Below are 16,170 nucleotides of genomic sequence, written 5' to 3'. Positions count from 1 at the left end.
CTTTATAGTATGTCTAAATTCTACACTAAAATAACATCTCGACTTCAAAAATTTATGGAAGCTCAAAAAATATTTTTTGTAGCTACAGCACCAACTTCTGGAAGAATTAATTTATCGCCAAAAGGAATGGATTCTTTTAGAATTATTGAACAAAATAGAGTTTTATGGCTAAATGTTACTGGAAGTGGAAATGAAACTGCTGCACATTTATTGGAAAATAAACGCATTACCATTATGTTCTGTTCGTTCGAAAAAGCCCCAAATATTTTACGTTTGTATGGAAAAGGAAAAGAAATTAAAGAAGGAGATGCTTCTTGGAATGAGTTGATTTCTTTGTTTCCAAAAACACCTGGAACAAGACAAATTTTCGATATTAAAGTAGAGTCTGCCCAAACTTCTTGTGGAATGTCTATACCTTATATGGAATACAAAGGCGAAAGAAACGATTTAAACGTTTGGGCTACTTCTCAGGGAAAAAAAGGCATAACACAATACTGGGAAGATAAAAATCAAACCAGTATCGATGGATTACCTACAAATATTTTAAGTTAAAAATTAAGCTTTATCTACTTTTTTAATTGCAGGAATAAATTCGTCTAAATCTACATTTTTTATAACTAACTCTATGGCTTCTGCACAAACTTTTTCTGCTCTATCGTTTGGGAAATGTAAACCAACAGCAATTTTTTCAAACAATTTTTGCTCCTTTAAATGTACATCTCCATTTGCTAAAACCATCTTTGTTAAACGATATAAACGCTCTATCCTTTCGTCGTAACTAACTGGCGGATTTATAGGAAATTTTTCAGGATTATTTAAAATAATGGTAAATTCTTCTAAACTAATATTCAGTTTTTTACCCATTTTAATTAATAAATCTTTTTCTCCATCACTAATTTCTCCATCGGCTTTTGCTATTTTTACAATATTTGCAAAATGACCTATTTCTTTGCTATGTTCACTATTATAATATAAATCTGATATTGACATTCGTTTTTTTTTATAAATGTAAAAAATAAAGTAGGTTTAAGTAGAATAAAAATTATAAAATCTTCATAAAAAACGAAAAAAGAGAAGTGTAATCGCATAAATATTTGTATTTTCATTTATCTTTTTACTAAAATTCATTTAAAAATTTAAGCATTATTATGAGCAACTTTTCTTATTTCAATAGAGAAAAAATTACCAAAGATTTACAATCCACAGAATTCGATATTTTAATAATTGGTGGTGGAATTACAGGTGCAGGTATTGCTTTAGATGCAGCTTCACGTGGTATGAAAGTAGCATTAATCGAGAAAAACGATTTTGCTTCTGGAACCTCAAGTAAATCTACAAAGCTAATTCATGGTGGTTTGCGTTACTTAAAACAATTCGATTTTTGGTTGGTAAAAGAAGTAGGTACAGAACGTGCAATTGTACATAAATTAGCGCCACATTTGGTAATTCCAGAAAAAATGATTCTCCCTTTAATTGAAGGTGGAACTTATGGTTCTTGGTTAACGTCAATTGGTTTAAAAGTGTACGATATTTTGGCTTCTGTAGAAGGAGAAGACAAACGTAAAATGCTTTCTAAAAAGAAAGCTTTAAAACAAGAACCTTTGCTACCAAAAAAGATTTTAAATGGCGCTGGTTATTATGCAGAATATAGAACAGACGATGCTCGTTTAACATTGGAAGTCTTAAAAACTGCGTTAAATTATAATGCAAAAATTATCAATTACGTAAAAGCAACCGAATTTATTTATGAAGAAAAAAGAGTTGTTGGCGCAAAAGTAAAAGACAGTTTTTCTGATACAACTTTCGATGTTAAGGCAAAATATGTAGTAAATGCAACTGGACCTTGGGTAGATACTTTACGACAAACAAATCACTCTAAAACAGGGAAACGTTTGCACTTAACAAAAGGCGTTCATTTGGTAGTTACACACGAAAAATTACCTGTAAAACAATCTGTTTATTTCGATATTCCTGATGGACGAATGATGTTCGCTATTCCTCGTGGAAGAGTTACGTATTTTGGAACGACAGACACCAATTATCAACAAGATAAAGATCATGTAAAAACAAGTTTGGTAGATGCAACCTACTTAATATCTGCAGTTAACAATATGTTTCCAGAAATTAACATCACTTTAAACGATATACAATCTTCTTGGGCTGGCTTGCGCCCTTTAATTCATGAAGAAGGAAAATCTGCCTCTGAATTATCGCGAAAAGACGAAATTTTTGTTTCTGATACAGAACTCATTTCTATTGCTGGAGGAAAATTAACAGGTTACAGAAAAATGGCAGAACGTATTGTAGATTTAGTTGCCAAAAAATACAAACGTAGATTCGAAAAAGAATTTGAAGACATAAAAACAAAAGAATTGGTACTTTCTGGTGGAACTTTCGAAAATTTCGAGGAAGTTAAAAGTTATATAGATGCCATACACAATAGAATTGCTGAAGTTGGTTTTGATGAAAAAGATGCAAAATATTTGGTATATAATTACGGAAAACAAACCGACACAATTTTACAGAAATACGACGATTTATCTTTAAAAATGTCTGAAGAAGGTGAACAAAAGAAAATGATAAAAGCAGAAGTTCTTTTTTGTATTGATAACGAAATGACTTGCACACCAAACGATTTTTTTATGCGAAGAACTGGACGTTTATTCTTCGACACGCACAGCGTGATTTTATATAAAGAATTTGTATTAGAAATCTTTAAAGACATTTTTTCTTGGGATGAAAAGACAACAGTATTTCATCAACAAGAATTAGAAAAAATGCTGAAAAATGCCACTACTTTTGAGTAGTTGATTTTTTTAATTATACGTCTGCAGATCCTTTAAGTTTTAAAAATCTGAAGGGTCTTTTTTACTTTATACACTTTCGCGCAACAAACTTTTATAAATTTTACGCAAATTTTCGGGTGAAGCACCAAACTTATATTTAAAAAAAACATATCCGTTAATTAAATTTACTTTTAACCAAGAATTATGCTCATACTTTCTTGCACTTACAGTGGCTTTCGACTGAATAATTGCAAACGGAATTTTCTGTTTTCGAACTCTGCCAATTATTTCGAAATCTTCCATAATACAAAAATCTTCGTTAAAGCCATTTAATTCTTTAAAAGTCTCTTTTGTAAAAAACTGACATTGGTCTCCACCTCCAGAAAACAAACCGTCTTTTGTAGTAAATTTACTGTTGAATTTTAAAAAAGGAGTGTCTTTATCGAACTTATAAGCAAAAAAACCTGCTTTATTTCCTGTTTCAATCGCATTTTTTATTTGCAGATAAAAATCCGTAGGAAGTTGCACATCTGCATGTAAAAACAATAAAACATCGCCTTTGGCTTTGCTGGCACCAAAATTCATTTGTGCTGCTCTTCCTTTTTTATCGCTTGTAAAATATGTAACTTTATCGAAATTCTTACAAATTTCTAAACTATCGTCTGAAGTCTCTGGAGAATTCGAAACAATAACTTCTATAGAAAATTTGTTAGTTTGTTTACACAGAAACGACAACCTTTTTACAAGATTTTCTCGTTCGTTATAAACAGGAATTATAATACTTAATAACATACTTAAACATACGACTTTTTTTATGAAACAGTTTTTTTTAGCACTCGTTTTTTTAGCAACTTTAAGCCTAAATGCGCAAGATAGAGTAAATTATTCACAGGTTTCGCAAGATTTATTGCAAAATATTATGGATAAAAAATCGTACAACAAACAAGTTGAAATTCTTGCAAATAGCACGTTAGAAGATTTAACAAGTCAGTTGAAAACCGATAACCAAAAAATTGCCTTTTGGGTAAATGTTTACAATTCTTTTATTCAAATTTCTTTAACAGAAAACCCTAAAGAATATGAAGATAGAGGAGCATATTTTAAAAAACCAAGAGTAAAAATAGCTGGTGAAACATTGTCTTTTGATGAAATTGAACACGATATTTTACGTAGATCAAGAGTAAAATTAAGTTGGGGATATCTAAGAAAGTATTTTAGACCGAAATACGAACGTAAATTACGTGTAAAAAATATCGATTGGAGAATTCATTTTGCCTTAAACTGTGGTGCAAAAAGTTGTCCGCCAGTTGCAAAATTTACTCCAGAAGATTTAGATAAAGAGTTCGATTTTATGACGACTGAGTATTTAAAAGAACAAACAACGTACAATAAGGAAACAAGAACTGCAAAATCGGTCTCTTTATTTTCTTGGTTTAGAGCAGATTTTGGAGGTTTATGTGGCGCAAGACAAATTTTAGCAGATTATAAGATTACGCCTAAAAAACCTAAAAAATTAAAGTTTGGCGATTATGATTGGACGTTAAGTTTAGGAAATTTTAGAAAAATTCCGAAGTAAAGTTTAGACACGAATTTCACAAATTACTCGAATTTATATTTGTTCTCGATACAAAATTCTTGAAAAAAGAATTTCATTCGAACTGACAGTTTGTGAGTTTTTATATGTTTAAAATTTAAATAACCTTAACCCTCTTTTTCATTTTCTTCAATTTCTGCTGTTAAATCCAATTCTCTTAAAGTAGGGTTTATTGCTCCTATTGTAACCACTGTAATTAACGTCATTGTTCCGCCAAAAACTACTGCTGCAACTGGCCCAATTAATTTCGCTGCTAAACCACTTTCAAACGCACCTAATTCGTTAGAGGAACCTACGAACATAGAGTTTACAGAGGAAACTCTTCCTCTCATATCATCTGGCGTTTTTAATTGTAAAATTGTTTGTCTAATAACCATCGAAATTCCATCTGCGGCTCCACTAATAAACAAGGCCAAAACACTTATCCAGAAAATAGATGATAATCCGAAAGCAATAATACTTAACCCAAATATAAAGACAGAAGCTAACATTTTTTTACCTGTATTTTTGTTGATAGGAATATAGGTTGTTAAAAACATGGTTACAATACTTCCCATTGAAATAGAAGCGTTTAAAATACCAAAACCTTCTGGGCCAACTTTTAAAACGTCTTGTGCAAAAACGGATAAGATTGCTACGGTTCCTCCAAAAAGAACAGCAATCATATCTAACGTTAAAACCCCTAAAATGGCTTTATTATTAAAAACGAATTGTACTCCTGCTTTTAAACTTTCTTTCATTGGCTCGCCAATTTTTGTATTTAAAATTGGTTTCTTTTTAATTAAAAAAGTGAAGATAAAAGCTAAAAAAACCAAAATGAAAACTAACCACAATGTTTTGTCGACTCCTATTTTCCCTATAAAAATTCCTCCAAAAAGCGCTCCAGAAACCGCGGCTGTTTTCCAAGTACTTGTGCTCCAAGTTGCTGCATTATGGTATATTTTTTTAGGAACTAATAACGCCACTAAAGAGAAAATAGTAGGGCCAAAAAACGAACGTAAAAATCCGCCAAAAAACACCAAACCATAAATACAATATAAAATAGAATTGGTAGACCACGTTTGTAAAACGCTGTCTGTAGTTAGTAAAAATAAGCCTAAACTAATCAGTGAAAAAGCGGCTATACAAATGGCTAATAAGTTTCTTTTTTCTCTTTGATCTACAATATGTCCTGCAAATAATGCCATTGAAAATGCAGGTATTATTTCCATTAAACCAATAATTCCTAAAGAAAGTGGGTCTTTTGTAATTGAATAAACTTGCCACTCAATAACAATAAATTGCATAGACCACCCAAAAACCAATAGAAATCTTACAAATAAAAAAATATTAAATTCTTTTATTCTTAATGCTGCATAAGGATCTTGTTTTGCCAATTTATACTCATTTTAATACTCGACAAATCTACAAAACTTCAACTTAGCAATGATGTTTTAAAAGTGTTTCATTTTATAATTTATGAAGCTACTTTTTCTTTTTTTTTATATTATAAAGGTTTATGTTATGCCTCTTTTATCAATATAATAAAATATAAACCACTATATAATAAGGGTTTAAATTTTTTGTTAACGATTTCTTAAATCGATTACTTACAACTTTTTGAGATAACAATATTTCTAAATGAGTTCATTTTTAAAATAATTCTAATCGTAATTTGTATTAGAAATAAAAACCGACAATCCTTTTTTTAAAGTTCTTTGTCAAAAAAATGAAAGTGAAAATCAAAAAACGAAACAAGATGAAAAATTTATTTAAAAACGTTAGCTATTTGTTTATTGTGGCAACAATAACATTATTTACGCAGAACACAAACGCACAATCTTCTGCAGAGAAAAAACTAACATTAACCTACCAAGGTTTAAACGTATCTGACAACTTTAGGTTTGTAGATAGTAAGGGTAAAGAGATTGTTTTTCATGATGAAGATGAAGCATCTCCAAGCAAACTTAGCTTATTTGATGAAAGTTTAATTGGTAAAAAATTTGTAGTACATTATAAATGGGTAGATGTAATGCTTTTCGACCAAGAAACTGGGCTTGCAAAAGATAAAACAATAAAAGTAAAAAGAATTACCAATTTTTACGATGCAAATGAAATTAGAATGAAGAAAAATTCTAATGTATTGGCTTCGAATAATAAGTAGGTTTTTTAAATTATAATATTGAAAGCGTTCTTAGAGTTAAATCTAAGAATGCTTTTTTTATGAAAAATCGAATAGTTTGGCTAAAACTTATTCAGTATTTACATTATTTTTCAATGGATTAAAACCCATATTGCAACAGAAATGTAGTTTTTTAACTCAACTTCATATCCATTAAAATGGCAAAAGTTTGGTTGATGTCTTCTTCTTTAACCACAATTGTCATTTCGTTAGTCGTAGAAATAATTTCTTGTAATGGAATATCTGCCCAAGCCAATTGCTTTAAAATAAAGTAGTAAATACCAGATTGTTCTTGGTTTTGTTTTGGTAATTTAATAGTAATAGAAGCTAAATTTAAAACACTAGAAATTAACATTTCTTTTTTAAAAATGTTTTTTACAAAAGGCTGTAAATTTTTACTGGTAACAATATTTGTTTCGAAAATTCCTTGCGAAACTGTTAAAAAATAATCTGAACTTTCGGAAGATTTGTTTAAAAATTTTGCAATTTCTTTTAAGAGTGAAGTCGTATTTTTAAATGTAAAATCACACAAGTCGGATCGTACAATTACATCTCCCAAATCTAAGGCCAACTTTTTTATGTTTTTACGAATTCGTAATTCACTTGCTGGAGAAAGTCTGTTAATTGCCATCATTACTGCACCAACCTTTACATCTTTCTTTAATAAAGCAGAAACTTCTGGTAGAATAATTCTTGCTAAAGAAGAAACGTTTATTAATTTTTCGTTGAGCGCTTCTTCTATAAATGGTGTTTTTCTAATGGTGCTTTCTACAACTTCTTGTATTGTTTTCATAGTAATTGTTTAATAAAACATAATAATGTTCAAAAATAAACAATTTCTGTTAATTGCATCTAGCTTTAGGTGGATGTTATGAATAAATTATACAGATAGCTTTAGCCAAAAAACTCTTGGTACTTGAAAAAAGTTTGACTTAAATATATTTTTACTATTTAACCTTATATATTCAATAAAAAATCCAGAACGTTTTTAATTTTAGGTAACTAAAAAATTGATGAAAGATTTAATCCAACTTATTTGTCAATTTTTTAAATTCTTTTTTAGCATCTTTATCAGCATATAAAACATTGTAAACAGCTTCTATAATGGGAGTTTTTGCACCATTTTCTTGCTTTATTTTAAAGGCACTTTTGGTGGCATAATACCCTTCTGCAATCATGCTCATTTCCATTTGGGCAGATTTTACAGTGTATCCTTTTCCAATCATGTTTCCAAATTGTCTGTTTCTACTAAAAACGGAATAACCTGTAACCAATAAATCGCCTAAATAAGCAGAGTTGTTAATGTTACGTTTCATTTTGTGTACCTTTTTAATAAAACGTTTCATTTCGCGAATTGCGTTGCTCATTAAAACCGACTGAAAATTATCGCCATAACCCAAACCATGGGCAATTCCTGCAGCAACTGCATAAATATTTTTTAGCATGGCTGCATATTCTGTTCCAATAATATCATCAGAAATTTTGGTTTTTATATACCAGCTTTTTAATGCTTTGCCAATTAGTTTTGCTTTTTGTTCGTCTCTAGAAGCAATAGTTAAATACGAAAGTCGTTCCATAGCAACCTCTTCTGCATGACAAGGACCTGTAATTACACCAATGTTTTCGAACGGAATATCGTATTCTCTATTAAAATGTTCGCCAACAATTAAGCCTGTTTCTGGCACAATTCCCTTAATTGCAGAAAAAATAATTTTGTCTTTTAAAGGTTTGTTTAACTTTTCTAATTCGCTCACTAAAAAAGCGGAAGGAACTGCAAAAATTAAAATATCGTATTTCGCAACTGTTCTATTAATGTCTTTAGATAAATCTAATTTTGTGGCATCAATTTCTGCAGAACGCAAATATTTAGGGTTGTGGTTGTTCTTTTTAATATGCTCAATCGCTTGTGCACTTCTCATATACCAACCAATTGTATTTAAATTTTCTGTTAGCATTTTTACAATGGCTGTTGCCCAACTTCCACCTCCTATAACCGCTATTTTTGGTTGTTTGTTCATAATCGTTGCATTTGAAAAATCAAAAGTAAGAAAACTATTAACTTTTAAGGAAACCTTTGTTGTTTTATTATATTTGTTACATATCTAACTTTAAGTAAAAATGAAAGTACAAATAATTAACAAATCGAAACACGCAACACCAAATTACGAAACAGAAGGAGCTGCAGGAATGGATTTAAGAGCAAATATTAGCGAGGCAATCACCTTAAAACCTTTAGAAAGAGCCATTGTTAAAACGGGTTTATTTATAGCTTTACCTGTTGGTTTTGAAGCGCAAGTAAGACCCAGAAGTGGTTTGGCTTCAAAAAAAGGAATTACCGTTTTAAATGCTCCTGGAACTGTAGATGCAGATTATCGTGGAGAAATTGGGGTTATTTTAGTAAACCTTTCTAATGAAGATTTTGTGGTGAATGATGGCGAAAGAATTGCGCAATTAATCATTGCAAAACACGAACGTGTTAATTGGACAGAAGTTGAAGTTTTAAGCGAAACAGCACGTGGTTCTGGTGGTTTTGGAAGTACTGGAGTTTAAAAAAAAAGCACATTTTAAATGATTTATTTAAAATGTGCTTTTAATTATTTGGTTATCGGTTTCTAATTCCTGCACAATATCCATTTACAAAACCTTGAGCTTCTTCTCTTGAATCAGCAGAAAAAGTAAACGTTGTTCCATCCAAACATTTTCCTCTATATTTAACAAAAAAATGGTTTTACCATCAACTATTTTAGTAATCGTTTTTATTTTTTCAATTTTAATCGTGTTCGGTTTTTCTATCTTTACCTCAATATTTGTTACTGCATTTATATTTCCAGCAATAAAAAGTGCAAAAACCAAAGAATAAACTAATTTTTTTATAATAAATTTGTTTTATAGTTAATAATAATGCATACTTACAACATTTTTATGAAACTACCAACTTTTTTATTTGTTTTCTTTTTTTATACTGCTTTTACACAAGAAGTTAAAGTGCAGGGTTTGGTGGTAAACGAAGAAAATAAACCAATTTCTAATATTCTAATCTCTATTGTTACAAAAACAAACGAAATGTTAGATTACCAATATACGAGTAACAAAGGAGAGTTTAATTTTACCTTAAAACCTACAAACGATTCTTTATTTATAAAAGCTTCTTCTTTAATTTATAATGAAGAAAAAATGTTATTAAAAAAAAACAGTAAAATAATATTTCATTTAACCCCTAAAATAGAGATCTTAAATGAAATTGTTATCAATACAAATACAAGAAATAAAGACACTTTGAATTTACATATAGAAAAATATGCGATTAAAGAAAATGAAAGTGTAGAGAAAACACTTAAAAAAATACCAGGTATCTCTATTGATAAAGAAGGGAAAATAAAATATTGGAATAAAGAGATAGAAAAAATTTTAATTGATGGCGAAGATTTAGCAAATAACCAATATACATTTATCTCTAAAAATTTAAGAACAGCTGTTATTGAAGATATACAAGTTTTAAAAAATTTTGAAGAAAATACGGTGCTTAAAAAAAATCAAAAATCAGATAAAATTGCCTTGAATTTAAAAGTAAAAAATACTTTTAAAAATGTATGGTTTGGTAATATTAATTTAGGATATGGAAGTGATGTAGAAAAAGAACTAAGACTAAAAGAGTCGTTAAATTTAGGGCTGTTAAGAAGAGAAATAAAATTTTTAGACTTTTTAAGCTATTCTTCTCTAGGAAATAAAGCAGTACCCATAATATTTGGCGAAAATAATACTGATTTAGAAAATAATGCACTATACAGCCTTAAAACATTTTCTAACATATTACCAGATAAAGCCACAAATTTTAATAAAGCGTTTAGCAACACATTTCTAATAAATAAAAAGTTTAAAAATATTACTTTTAGAGGTACTGCTTTTATTGGTATTGATAAACAAAAGCAACAAATAACAAATAACATTAACTATTTTTTACAGGAAGGTGCATCTTTTATAGAAAACAACAATTTAAACAATAGAAACAATTTATTTTTTGGTGAAGGTGAAATAAAGTCAAATAATTTAAAAAAAAGTTATTTTATAAACAAATTTAAGTATAAAATTGGTGCTAATAATTTTAATACGCTTACAGATTTTAATACTACCAATTCAATAATAAATGATATCTATAAAAATAATGAAACCTCTTTTTTAAATTATTTCCAATATACTTATGACCTTGGTAATAGAACTGTTTTAAATAACGAGATTAAGTTTGGTATTTCTAAATTGAATGAAAAAAGTACAATAAAATCAGATATTCTTGCTAATTTTTTAAATAGTAACGAACAAATAAACCAAAATATAGAAAATAAATTTGCCTTTTTAGATATTAAAACAAATATTAGTTATTATTTGAATAAAAAACTAAAAAGTAATATTGCTATACAATATAAAACAAACAAAGAAGATTTTTCTACATTTTTAACACCCAATAATAGTTTATTTGAGAATAATATTACCTTTAATAGAAATGAAATTAATATTATACCTTCTCTAATATATAACGTTTCAAGAAAAACCAGACTAACAGCTAAATTAAATACTACTTTTTTTAAACTAAATAATTTTAAACAAAATGCTGTTAATTACAATATTAAGTTAGATACTAAGTTTTTGGGCGATATAACTCTTTTTCATTCAAAAAAACAAGAGTTTTTATCGAATCGAAACTTTTTACCAAACTATTATCTTTCCAATAATAATACATTTAGAAAAGGGAGCACTTTTTTTAATTCTTTAAATTATCATTTATTTAAGTTTCAAATAAACCATAAAAATAAATTAAGAACTTTTAATAACGAGTTTTCTATCGCTTATAAAGTAGCAAATTCCTTTTTATTACAAGAATATAAATTTACAGATAATATAAACTTTAATAATGTTTCTATTGTTGATAAAAAAGGAGAGTTTTTAACGTTTAAAGAACAACTTATTTTTTTAGTAAATTCTATTGATATTGGTTTTAATATTAAAACTTTACAAACCTTTTCTAAATTACCCTTAGGAGGTAATATTAACGAATTAAGTAACACATATGTAGGTTTATATAATTTTGAAATAACATCTTATTTTTCGTCTAAATTTAATTTTAATTTATTTTTAGAGTACAATAAACAATCCCAAAAGGTTTACGATACTAATTTTTCTTTTAACTCTAAAAACATAGTATTAAACCTAGATTATAATTTTAATAAAGCAACTTCTTTAAATTTAAATGGAGCGATTTATAAAGTAAATAAAAATTATTATAACCTAATTAATTTCGATATAAATTATTCACCAAAAAATAGTAATTTTTCTTACAGTTTAAGTGTAAATAATTTACTTAATGAAAATAGTTTTTCGTATCAAGAAAGTAATTCTTTTTTCTTTTCAGAAGAATCTGTACCATTAATTCCTTTTTATTCTTTTTTAAATGTAAAATATATTTTTTAATCTTAACAATTATGAAAAAACACATATTCCTAATCGTAGTTACAGTTTTTAACTATGTACAATCGCAAAACTCAAAAAAAGGTATTATTTATTACGATTTTATAGACAATCATTACAATGTAAGCTATAATTCTTATTTAGTCTTTAACCAAAATACCTCTTATTTTATTACAGCAAAAGACTCTTTGGGTTTAAGTAACTCTAAAACAAATGGTAATAATGAAGAAACACTTATTGAGGTCGATAATTTTAATGAAGCAAAGAAAACACGAAAAAATGGTTTATATGTTTATTTAGATAAAAAATTAGACAGTATTTATTTTTCTGATGCTTTCACTTTAACAACCGAAACTATCTTTTCTAAAGAAAAAAGACCTAAATTAAATTGGAAGTTAATTAATGAAGAAAAAAAAATAGGAAAATTTAACTGTAAAAAAGCAACCGTTATTTTTAGAGGAAGAAATTATATTTGTTGGTATTCGCAAGAAATTCCCCTTCCATACGGTCCTTGGAAAATACAAGGTTTACCAGGTATAATTTTAGAAGTAAAAACAGAAGATAATTTTATTTCTTTTCTCTTTAAAAAGATAAAATACCCCGAAGAAAATGTGGATATTCCTTTAAATAACAAATCTATTATTCCTAAAAACAAAAAAGTGTATGCTTTTAAAGATTACCTACAACAAAGAGAGAAACACATTAAAATGAAAGAAAATTCTTTAAAAATTTTAGCAAAAAAGTTTAATGTGCAAGTAGATCCTTTTAGTCAAAAAGATAATTTTATAGAAATTTTTGAGAAAAAATAAAGAATTTTGCTTAGATTTCATTTAAAATATTTGGCAATACATCTATATTAAAACAAAAATTATGATTTTAGGAGTATGTGAATGGTTAAGTACCAAAACAAATTTTACAGCAAAAAATATTAGAATATTATTTGTCTTATTGGTCTTATTGGCTGGTTTTGGAATTGGAGCTTATTTGATTTTATGGTTGGTAAAAATTCTATCTAAAGAATAAAGGTTAAAGAACTTTATAAATCTGACTCATTTTTCGAACCTCATCTTTTAGCAATTCAAAAGCTAAAAAAGTGTGAGAATGATATTGATACCCAAGTTTTTCATAAAATTGAAAAGCTTGTGGTTGTTCATTCATTGCATCTAACCAAATAATTTTGTAGCCTTTTTCTTTGGCTTTTTCTTTGGCTTTTTCTTCTAGCCAAAAAAGCAACTTTTTACCAAATCCTTTTCCTTGTGTTTTAGGATGTAAATAAATTCGATGTAGTTTTACGTGTTTTCCTTCGGATAAATTAGCGATTTTTTCATTCCAAATAATTCTAAAATTACCTACAATTTTATTCTTAAAAAGGATAAAATAATAGTCTGCATTTTCTTTTGAAAGTTCTTTTAATATGTTTTCCTTTGAATATTGAGAGTTTACATACCAATTGCCATTATCTATCCAAAAATGTTGGTAAGCTGGTGGATAAATTTCTTGCATCAACCTGAATAACACTTCTGAATCTTCAGCAGTTATTTCTTTTAATTTTATGTTTTTAGAAATTTTAATCATCATTTATACATAAAAAAACTGCTATAGATTGATTACTTCCATAGCAGTTTATAAAAAATAGTTAGAACTTTTAGGGTTTATTCTTGATTTTCAATAGCATCTTTTATTTTAGCTTCTAACTCTTCTGCTAAATCAGGATTTTCTGCGATTAATCCTTTAACAGCATCTCTTCCCTGGCCAAGTTTTGTTTCACCATAACTAAACCAAGAACCACTTTTCTTTACAATACCTAATTCTACACCAATATCTAAAATCTCTCCAACTTTAGAAATTCCTTGTCCATACATAATATCAAATTCTGCAATTTGGAAAGGTGGTGCTACTTTATTTTTTACAATTTTAACTTTGGTACTGTTTCCAAGAACCTTATCTCCGTCTTTAATTTGTGTTCTTCTACGAATATCTAAACGAACAGAAGCGTAGAATTTTAATGCGTTTCCACCAGTTGTTGTTTCTGGGTTACCAAACATTACACCAATTTTTTCACGTAATTGGTTGATAAATATAACCGTACATTTTGTTTTAGAAATGGTACCTGTTAATTTTCTTAAAGCTTGCGACATTAAACGTGCATGTAAACCCATTTTAGAATCTCCCATTTCACCTTCAATTTCACTTTTTGGTGTTAATGCAGCCACAGAATCTATTACAACAATGTCAATTGCGCCAGAACGAATTAAATTCTCTGCAATTTCTAAAGCTTGCTCTCCATGATCGGGTTGCGAAATAATTAAATTGTCGATATCTACACCTAAATTTTCTGCATAAAATTTATCGAATGCGTGTTCTGCATCAATAAATGCTGCAATTCCGCCTGCTTTTTGCGCTTCTGCAATTGCATGTAAAGTCAAGGTTGTTTTACCAGAAGATTCTGGTCCATAAATTTCTATAACTCTTCCTCTTGGATACCCACCAACGCCTAAAGCTAAATCTAATCCTAAAGAACCCGATGAAATCGCATCTATATCTTCTGTAACAACATCTCCAAGCTTCATTACTGAACCTTTTCCATATGTTTTATCTAATTTATCTAAAGTAAGTTGTAATGCTTTTAATTTTGCTGTTTTTTCTTTGTCTGTTGCCATAAATAGTGCTGAAATTTCATTTTTAAATAGTGACACAAGTTACGAAAAACAACTTTCAATCTCCTAATAATTCCTATTGATTTTTGTATTATTGTTTCTTCAAAAATAAATGATGAAAGATTTTATTAAATTATCGAATAAAAATAGTGTTGTAACCATCGAAAAAGGCGAGTTAATCTCTTTTAAAGTAGATGAAAAAGAATACATCCATCAAAAAGGAAGTAAAGGTTGGCGAAAATCGGATGATGAAATGTTTCCTATAATTGGTCCAATTTCTAAAAATAATTTTAGAGTACACACCAAAAAAGGAGATGCCATACAAGACCAACATGGTTTGTTACGAGAATTGGAATATTCTTTAATTTCTTTGGATGAAAACAGCGCAAAATTTAGTAAAAAGTATGTAAAAAACACGAAAGTCATCAACAGTAAATATCCTGAAAAATCTACTGAAAAAGAATTATTTTGGCCTTTCGATTTTACGTTTGAAAAACATTTTTCTTTAGAAAATAACACCTTAAAAATCGATTTTACTATTATTTCAGAAGAAAAAATGCCTTTTATGTTGGGGTATCATCCTGCTTTTTTATTATCGAATACTGGAAAAGATACTTTGGTTGCCAATGATAAAAAAATAACTTTAGAAGAAATTTACGAAGCTGGGCACAATGCCTTTCCTGTTTTAAATACCAATACAATTATATTAGAAAATTCGGATAGAAATCATTTGGAGATAACTACAAAAAACTTTCATAATTTTATGTTGTGGACAGCCGTTGATAATATGTTGTGTATTGAACCAATTACACAATATACTTCTTATACAGACGAAAAATTTTCCGAAGGAAATATGCGTATTTCTTCTGGAAAAGAAGCTTTTTCTGTAACGATTAAAGTGTTATAAATTGAAAAAAAAACACCGTCATTTTATCATTCATAAACCTTGGGGAATGATTTCTCAATTTGTAAATCCTGCAAAAAGGAAAAAGAAGTTGTTGGGTGATTTGTACGATTTTCCTGAAGGAACCATGGCAATTGGACGTTTAGATGTGCCTTCCGAAGGTTTATTATTATTAACAACAGATGGCAAACTTTCCGCAGAAATTAGATCTAGTAAATACGAAAAAGAATATTATGTTCAAGTGGATGGACAAATAACCCAAGAAGCCATTGAAAAACTAAAAATTGGTGTAGAAATTGGTTTTAACGGAAAAAAATATTTAACAAAACCTGGAAAAGCTTCCCTAATTAACGATCCTAAATTTCCTTTAAGAAGCCAGAAAATTAGAGACGAAAGACATGGCCCAACAAGTTGGATTTCCATTAGTATTAAAGAAGGAAAGTTTAGACAAGTACGAAAAATGACGGCAGCTGTTGGTTACCCAACTTTACGCTTAATTCGTGTTAGAATTGGTAAAATTAAATTGGGAGATTTGGATGTTGGAGGTGTTATTGAAATGGATAGTTTACTTTAAAATTCCAATAAAAAATAACAAAACAAGCCCAAAA

General features: G+C 28.5%; 18 protein-coding genes. 10 read left to right on the top strand and 8 right to left on the bottom strand.

What is annotated here, in order from left to right; all coding sequences use genetic code 11:
- The first annotated feature begins 9 nt into the window (after window positions 1-9).
- Window positions 10-552, top strand: coding sequence for a pyridoxamine 5'-phosphate oxidase family protein (locus J3359_RS11085; protein WP_208076930.1), 543 nt, complete (start codon window positions 10-12; stop codon window positions 550-552).
- Window positions 553-555: 3 nt separating this feature from the next.
- On the opposite strand, the gene J3359_RS11080 is transcribed toward J3359_RS11085, so the two are convergent.
- Window positions 556-990, bottom strand: coding sequence for a TerB family tellurite resistance protein (locus tag J3359_RS11080; RefSeq protein ID WP_208076929.1), 435 nt, complete (start codon window positions 988-990; stop codon window positions 556-558).
- A 158-nt stretch (window positions 991-1,148) separates the two neighbouring features.
- Here J3359_RS11080 and J3359_RS11075 point away from each other — a divergent pair, with 158 nt between their 5' ends.
- Window positions 1,149-2,807, top strand: coding sequence for a glycerol-3-phosphate dehydrogenase/oxidase (locus J3359_RS11075; protein WP_208076928.1), 1,659 nt, complete (start codon window positions 1,149-1,151; stop codon window positions 2,805-2,807).
- A gap of 66 nt (window positions 2,808-2,873) precedes the next feature.
- On the opposite strand, the gene J3359_RS11070 is transcribed toward J3359_RS11075, so the two are convergent.
- Window positions 2,874-3,578 (bottom strand): TIGR04283 family arsenosugar biosynthesis glycosyltransferase, encoded by a 705-nt coding sequence (locus tag J3359_RS11070; protein ID WP_208076927.1) that lies wholly within the window; start codon window positions 3,576-3,578, stop codon window positions 2,874-2,876.
- A gap of 22 nt (window positions 3,579-3,600) precedes the next feature.
- Here J3359_RS11070 and J3359_RS11065 point away from each other — a divergent pair, with 22 nt between their 5' ends.
- Entirely contained in the window at window positions 3,601-4,362 is a 762-nt protein-coding gene (locus J3359_RS11065) for a DUF547 domain-containing protein (RefSeq protein WP_208076926.1), read from the top strand.
- A gap of 125 nt (window positions 4,363-4,487) precedes the next feature.
- Here the strand turns inward: J3359_RS11065 and J3359_RS11060 are convergent, their stop codons facing one another.
- A complete protein-coding gene (locus J3359_RS11060; RefSeq protein ID WP_208076925.1) occupies window positions 4,488-5,756 on the bottom strand; it encodes an MFS transporter in 1,269 nt (422 codons plus the stop codon).
- 362 nt (window positions 5,757-6,118) lie between these two features.
- Between J3359_RS11060 and J3359_RS11055 the strand changes: the two genes are divergently transcribed.
- Complete coding sequence (locus tag J3359_RS11055; RefSeq protein ID WP_208076924.1) at window positions 6,119-6,523, top strand: hypothetical protein; 405 nt, start codon at window positions 6,119-6,121, stop codon at window positions 6,521-6,523.
- A gap of 151 nt (window positions 6,524-6,674) precedes the next feature.
- Here the strand turns inward: J3359_RS11055 and J3359_RS11050 are convergent, their stop codons facing one another.
- Complete coding sequence (locus J3359_RS11050; RefSeq protein WP_208076923.1) at window positions 6,675-7,334, bottom strand: hypothetical protein; 660 nt, start codon at window positions 7,332-7,334, stop codon at window positions 6,675-6,677.
- A 229-nt stretch (window positions 7,335-7,563) separates the two neighbouring features.
- A complete protein-coding gene (locus J3359_RS11045) occupies window positions 7,564-8,559 on the bottom strand; it encodes an NAD(P)H-dependent glycerol-3-phosphate dehydrogenase (RefSeq protein WP_208076922.1) in 996 nt (331 codons plus the stop codon).
- Between the two features lie 100 nt (window positions 8,560-8,659).
- Between J3359_RS11045 and dut the strand changes: the two genes are divergently transcribed.
- Window positions 8,660-9,091: a dUTP diphosphatase gene (gene dut, locus J3359_RS11040; protein WP_208076921.1), complete on the top strand. Its 432-nt coding sequence runs from the start codon at window positions 8,660-8,662 to the stop codon at window positions 9,089-9,091.
- An 84-nt stretch (window positions 9,092-9,175) separates the two neighbouring features.
- On the opposite strand, the gene J3359_RS11035 is transcribed toward dut, so the two are convergent.
- Window positions 9,176-9,394, bottom strand: a complete 219-nt coding sequence (locus tag J3359_RS11035) for a hypothetical protein (protein ID WP_208076920.1) — start codon at window positions 9,392-9,394, stop codon at window positions 9,176-9,178.
- Between the two features lie 69 nt (window positions 9,395-9,463).
- Between J3359_RS11035 and J3359_RS11030 the strand changes: the two genes are divergently transcribed.
- The 3 genes from J3359_RS11030 (at window position 9,464) to J3359_RS11020 (ending at window position 13,024) form a co-directional block, all read left to right on the top strand.
- Window positions 9,464-12,004: an RNA polymerase beta'' subunit family protein gene (locus J3359_RS11030; RefSeq protein ID WP_208076919.1), complete on the top strand. Its 2,541-nt coding sequence runs from the start codon at window positions 9,464-9,466 to the stop codon at window positions 12,002-12,004.
- An 11-nt stretch (window positions 12,005-12,015) separates the two neighbouring features.
- The gene (locus tag J3359_RS11025; protein WP_208076918.1) at window positions 12,016-12,810 is read left to right on the top strand and encodes a GLPGLI family protein; all 795 of its coding nucleotides are present in this window, start codon (window positions 12,016-12,018) and stop codon (window positions 12,808-12,810) included.
- A gap of 61 nt (window positions 12,811-12,871) precedes the next feature.
- Window positions 12,872-13,024: a PspC domain-containing protein gene (locus J3359_RS11020; protein ID WP_208076917.1), complete on the top strand. Its 153-nt coding sequence runs from the start codon at window positions 12,872-12,874 to the stop codon at window positions 13,022-13,024.
- Between the two features lie 3 nt (window positions 13,025-13,027).
- Here the strand turns inward: J3359_RS11020 and J3359_RS11015 are convergent, their stop codons facing one another.
- Together J3359_RS11015 and recA are read right to left on the bottom strand one after the other, a co-directional pair.
- The gene (locus J3359_RS11015) at window positions 13,028-13,579 is read right to left on the bottom strand and encodes a GNAT family N-acetyltransferase (RefSeq protein WP_243765900.1); all 552 of its coding nucleotides are present in this window, start codon (window positions 13,577-13,579) and stop codon (window positions 13,028-13,030) included.
- 74 nt (window positions 13,580-13,653) lie between these two features.
- Window positions 13,654-14,661: a recombinase RecA gene (gene recA, locus J3359_RS11010; protein ID WP_208076916.1), complete on the bottom strand. Its 1,008-nt coding sequence runs from the start codon at window positions 14,659-14,661 to the stop codon at window positions 13,654-13,656.
- Window positions 14,662-14,773: 112 nt separating this feature from the next.
- On the opposite strand from recA, the gene J3359_RS11005 reads away from it, so the two are divergent.
- Window positions 14,774-15,565: an aldose 1-epimerase gene (locus tag J3359_RS11005; protein WP_208076915.1), complete on the top strand. Its 792-nt coding sequence runs from the start codon at window positions 14,774-14,776 to the stop codon at window positions 15,563-15,565.
- A gap of 1 nt (window position 15,566) precedes the next feature.
- Window positions 15,567-16,136, top strand: a complete 570-nt coding sequence (locus J3359_RS11000; RefSeq protein WP_302850179.1) for a pseudouridine synthase — start codon at window positions 15,567-15,569, stop codon at window positions 16,134-16,136.
- Window positions 16,137-16,170: the final 34 nt, after the last annotated feature.

This window comes from Polaribacter cellanae, assembly GCF_017569185.1.
Lineage (GTDB): Bacteria > Bacteroidota > Bacteroidia > Flavobacteriales > Flavobacteriaceae > Polaribacter > Polaribacter cellanae.
This window is presented reverse-complemented; position numbering and strand designations above follow the sequence as displayed.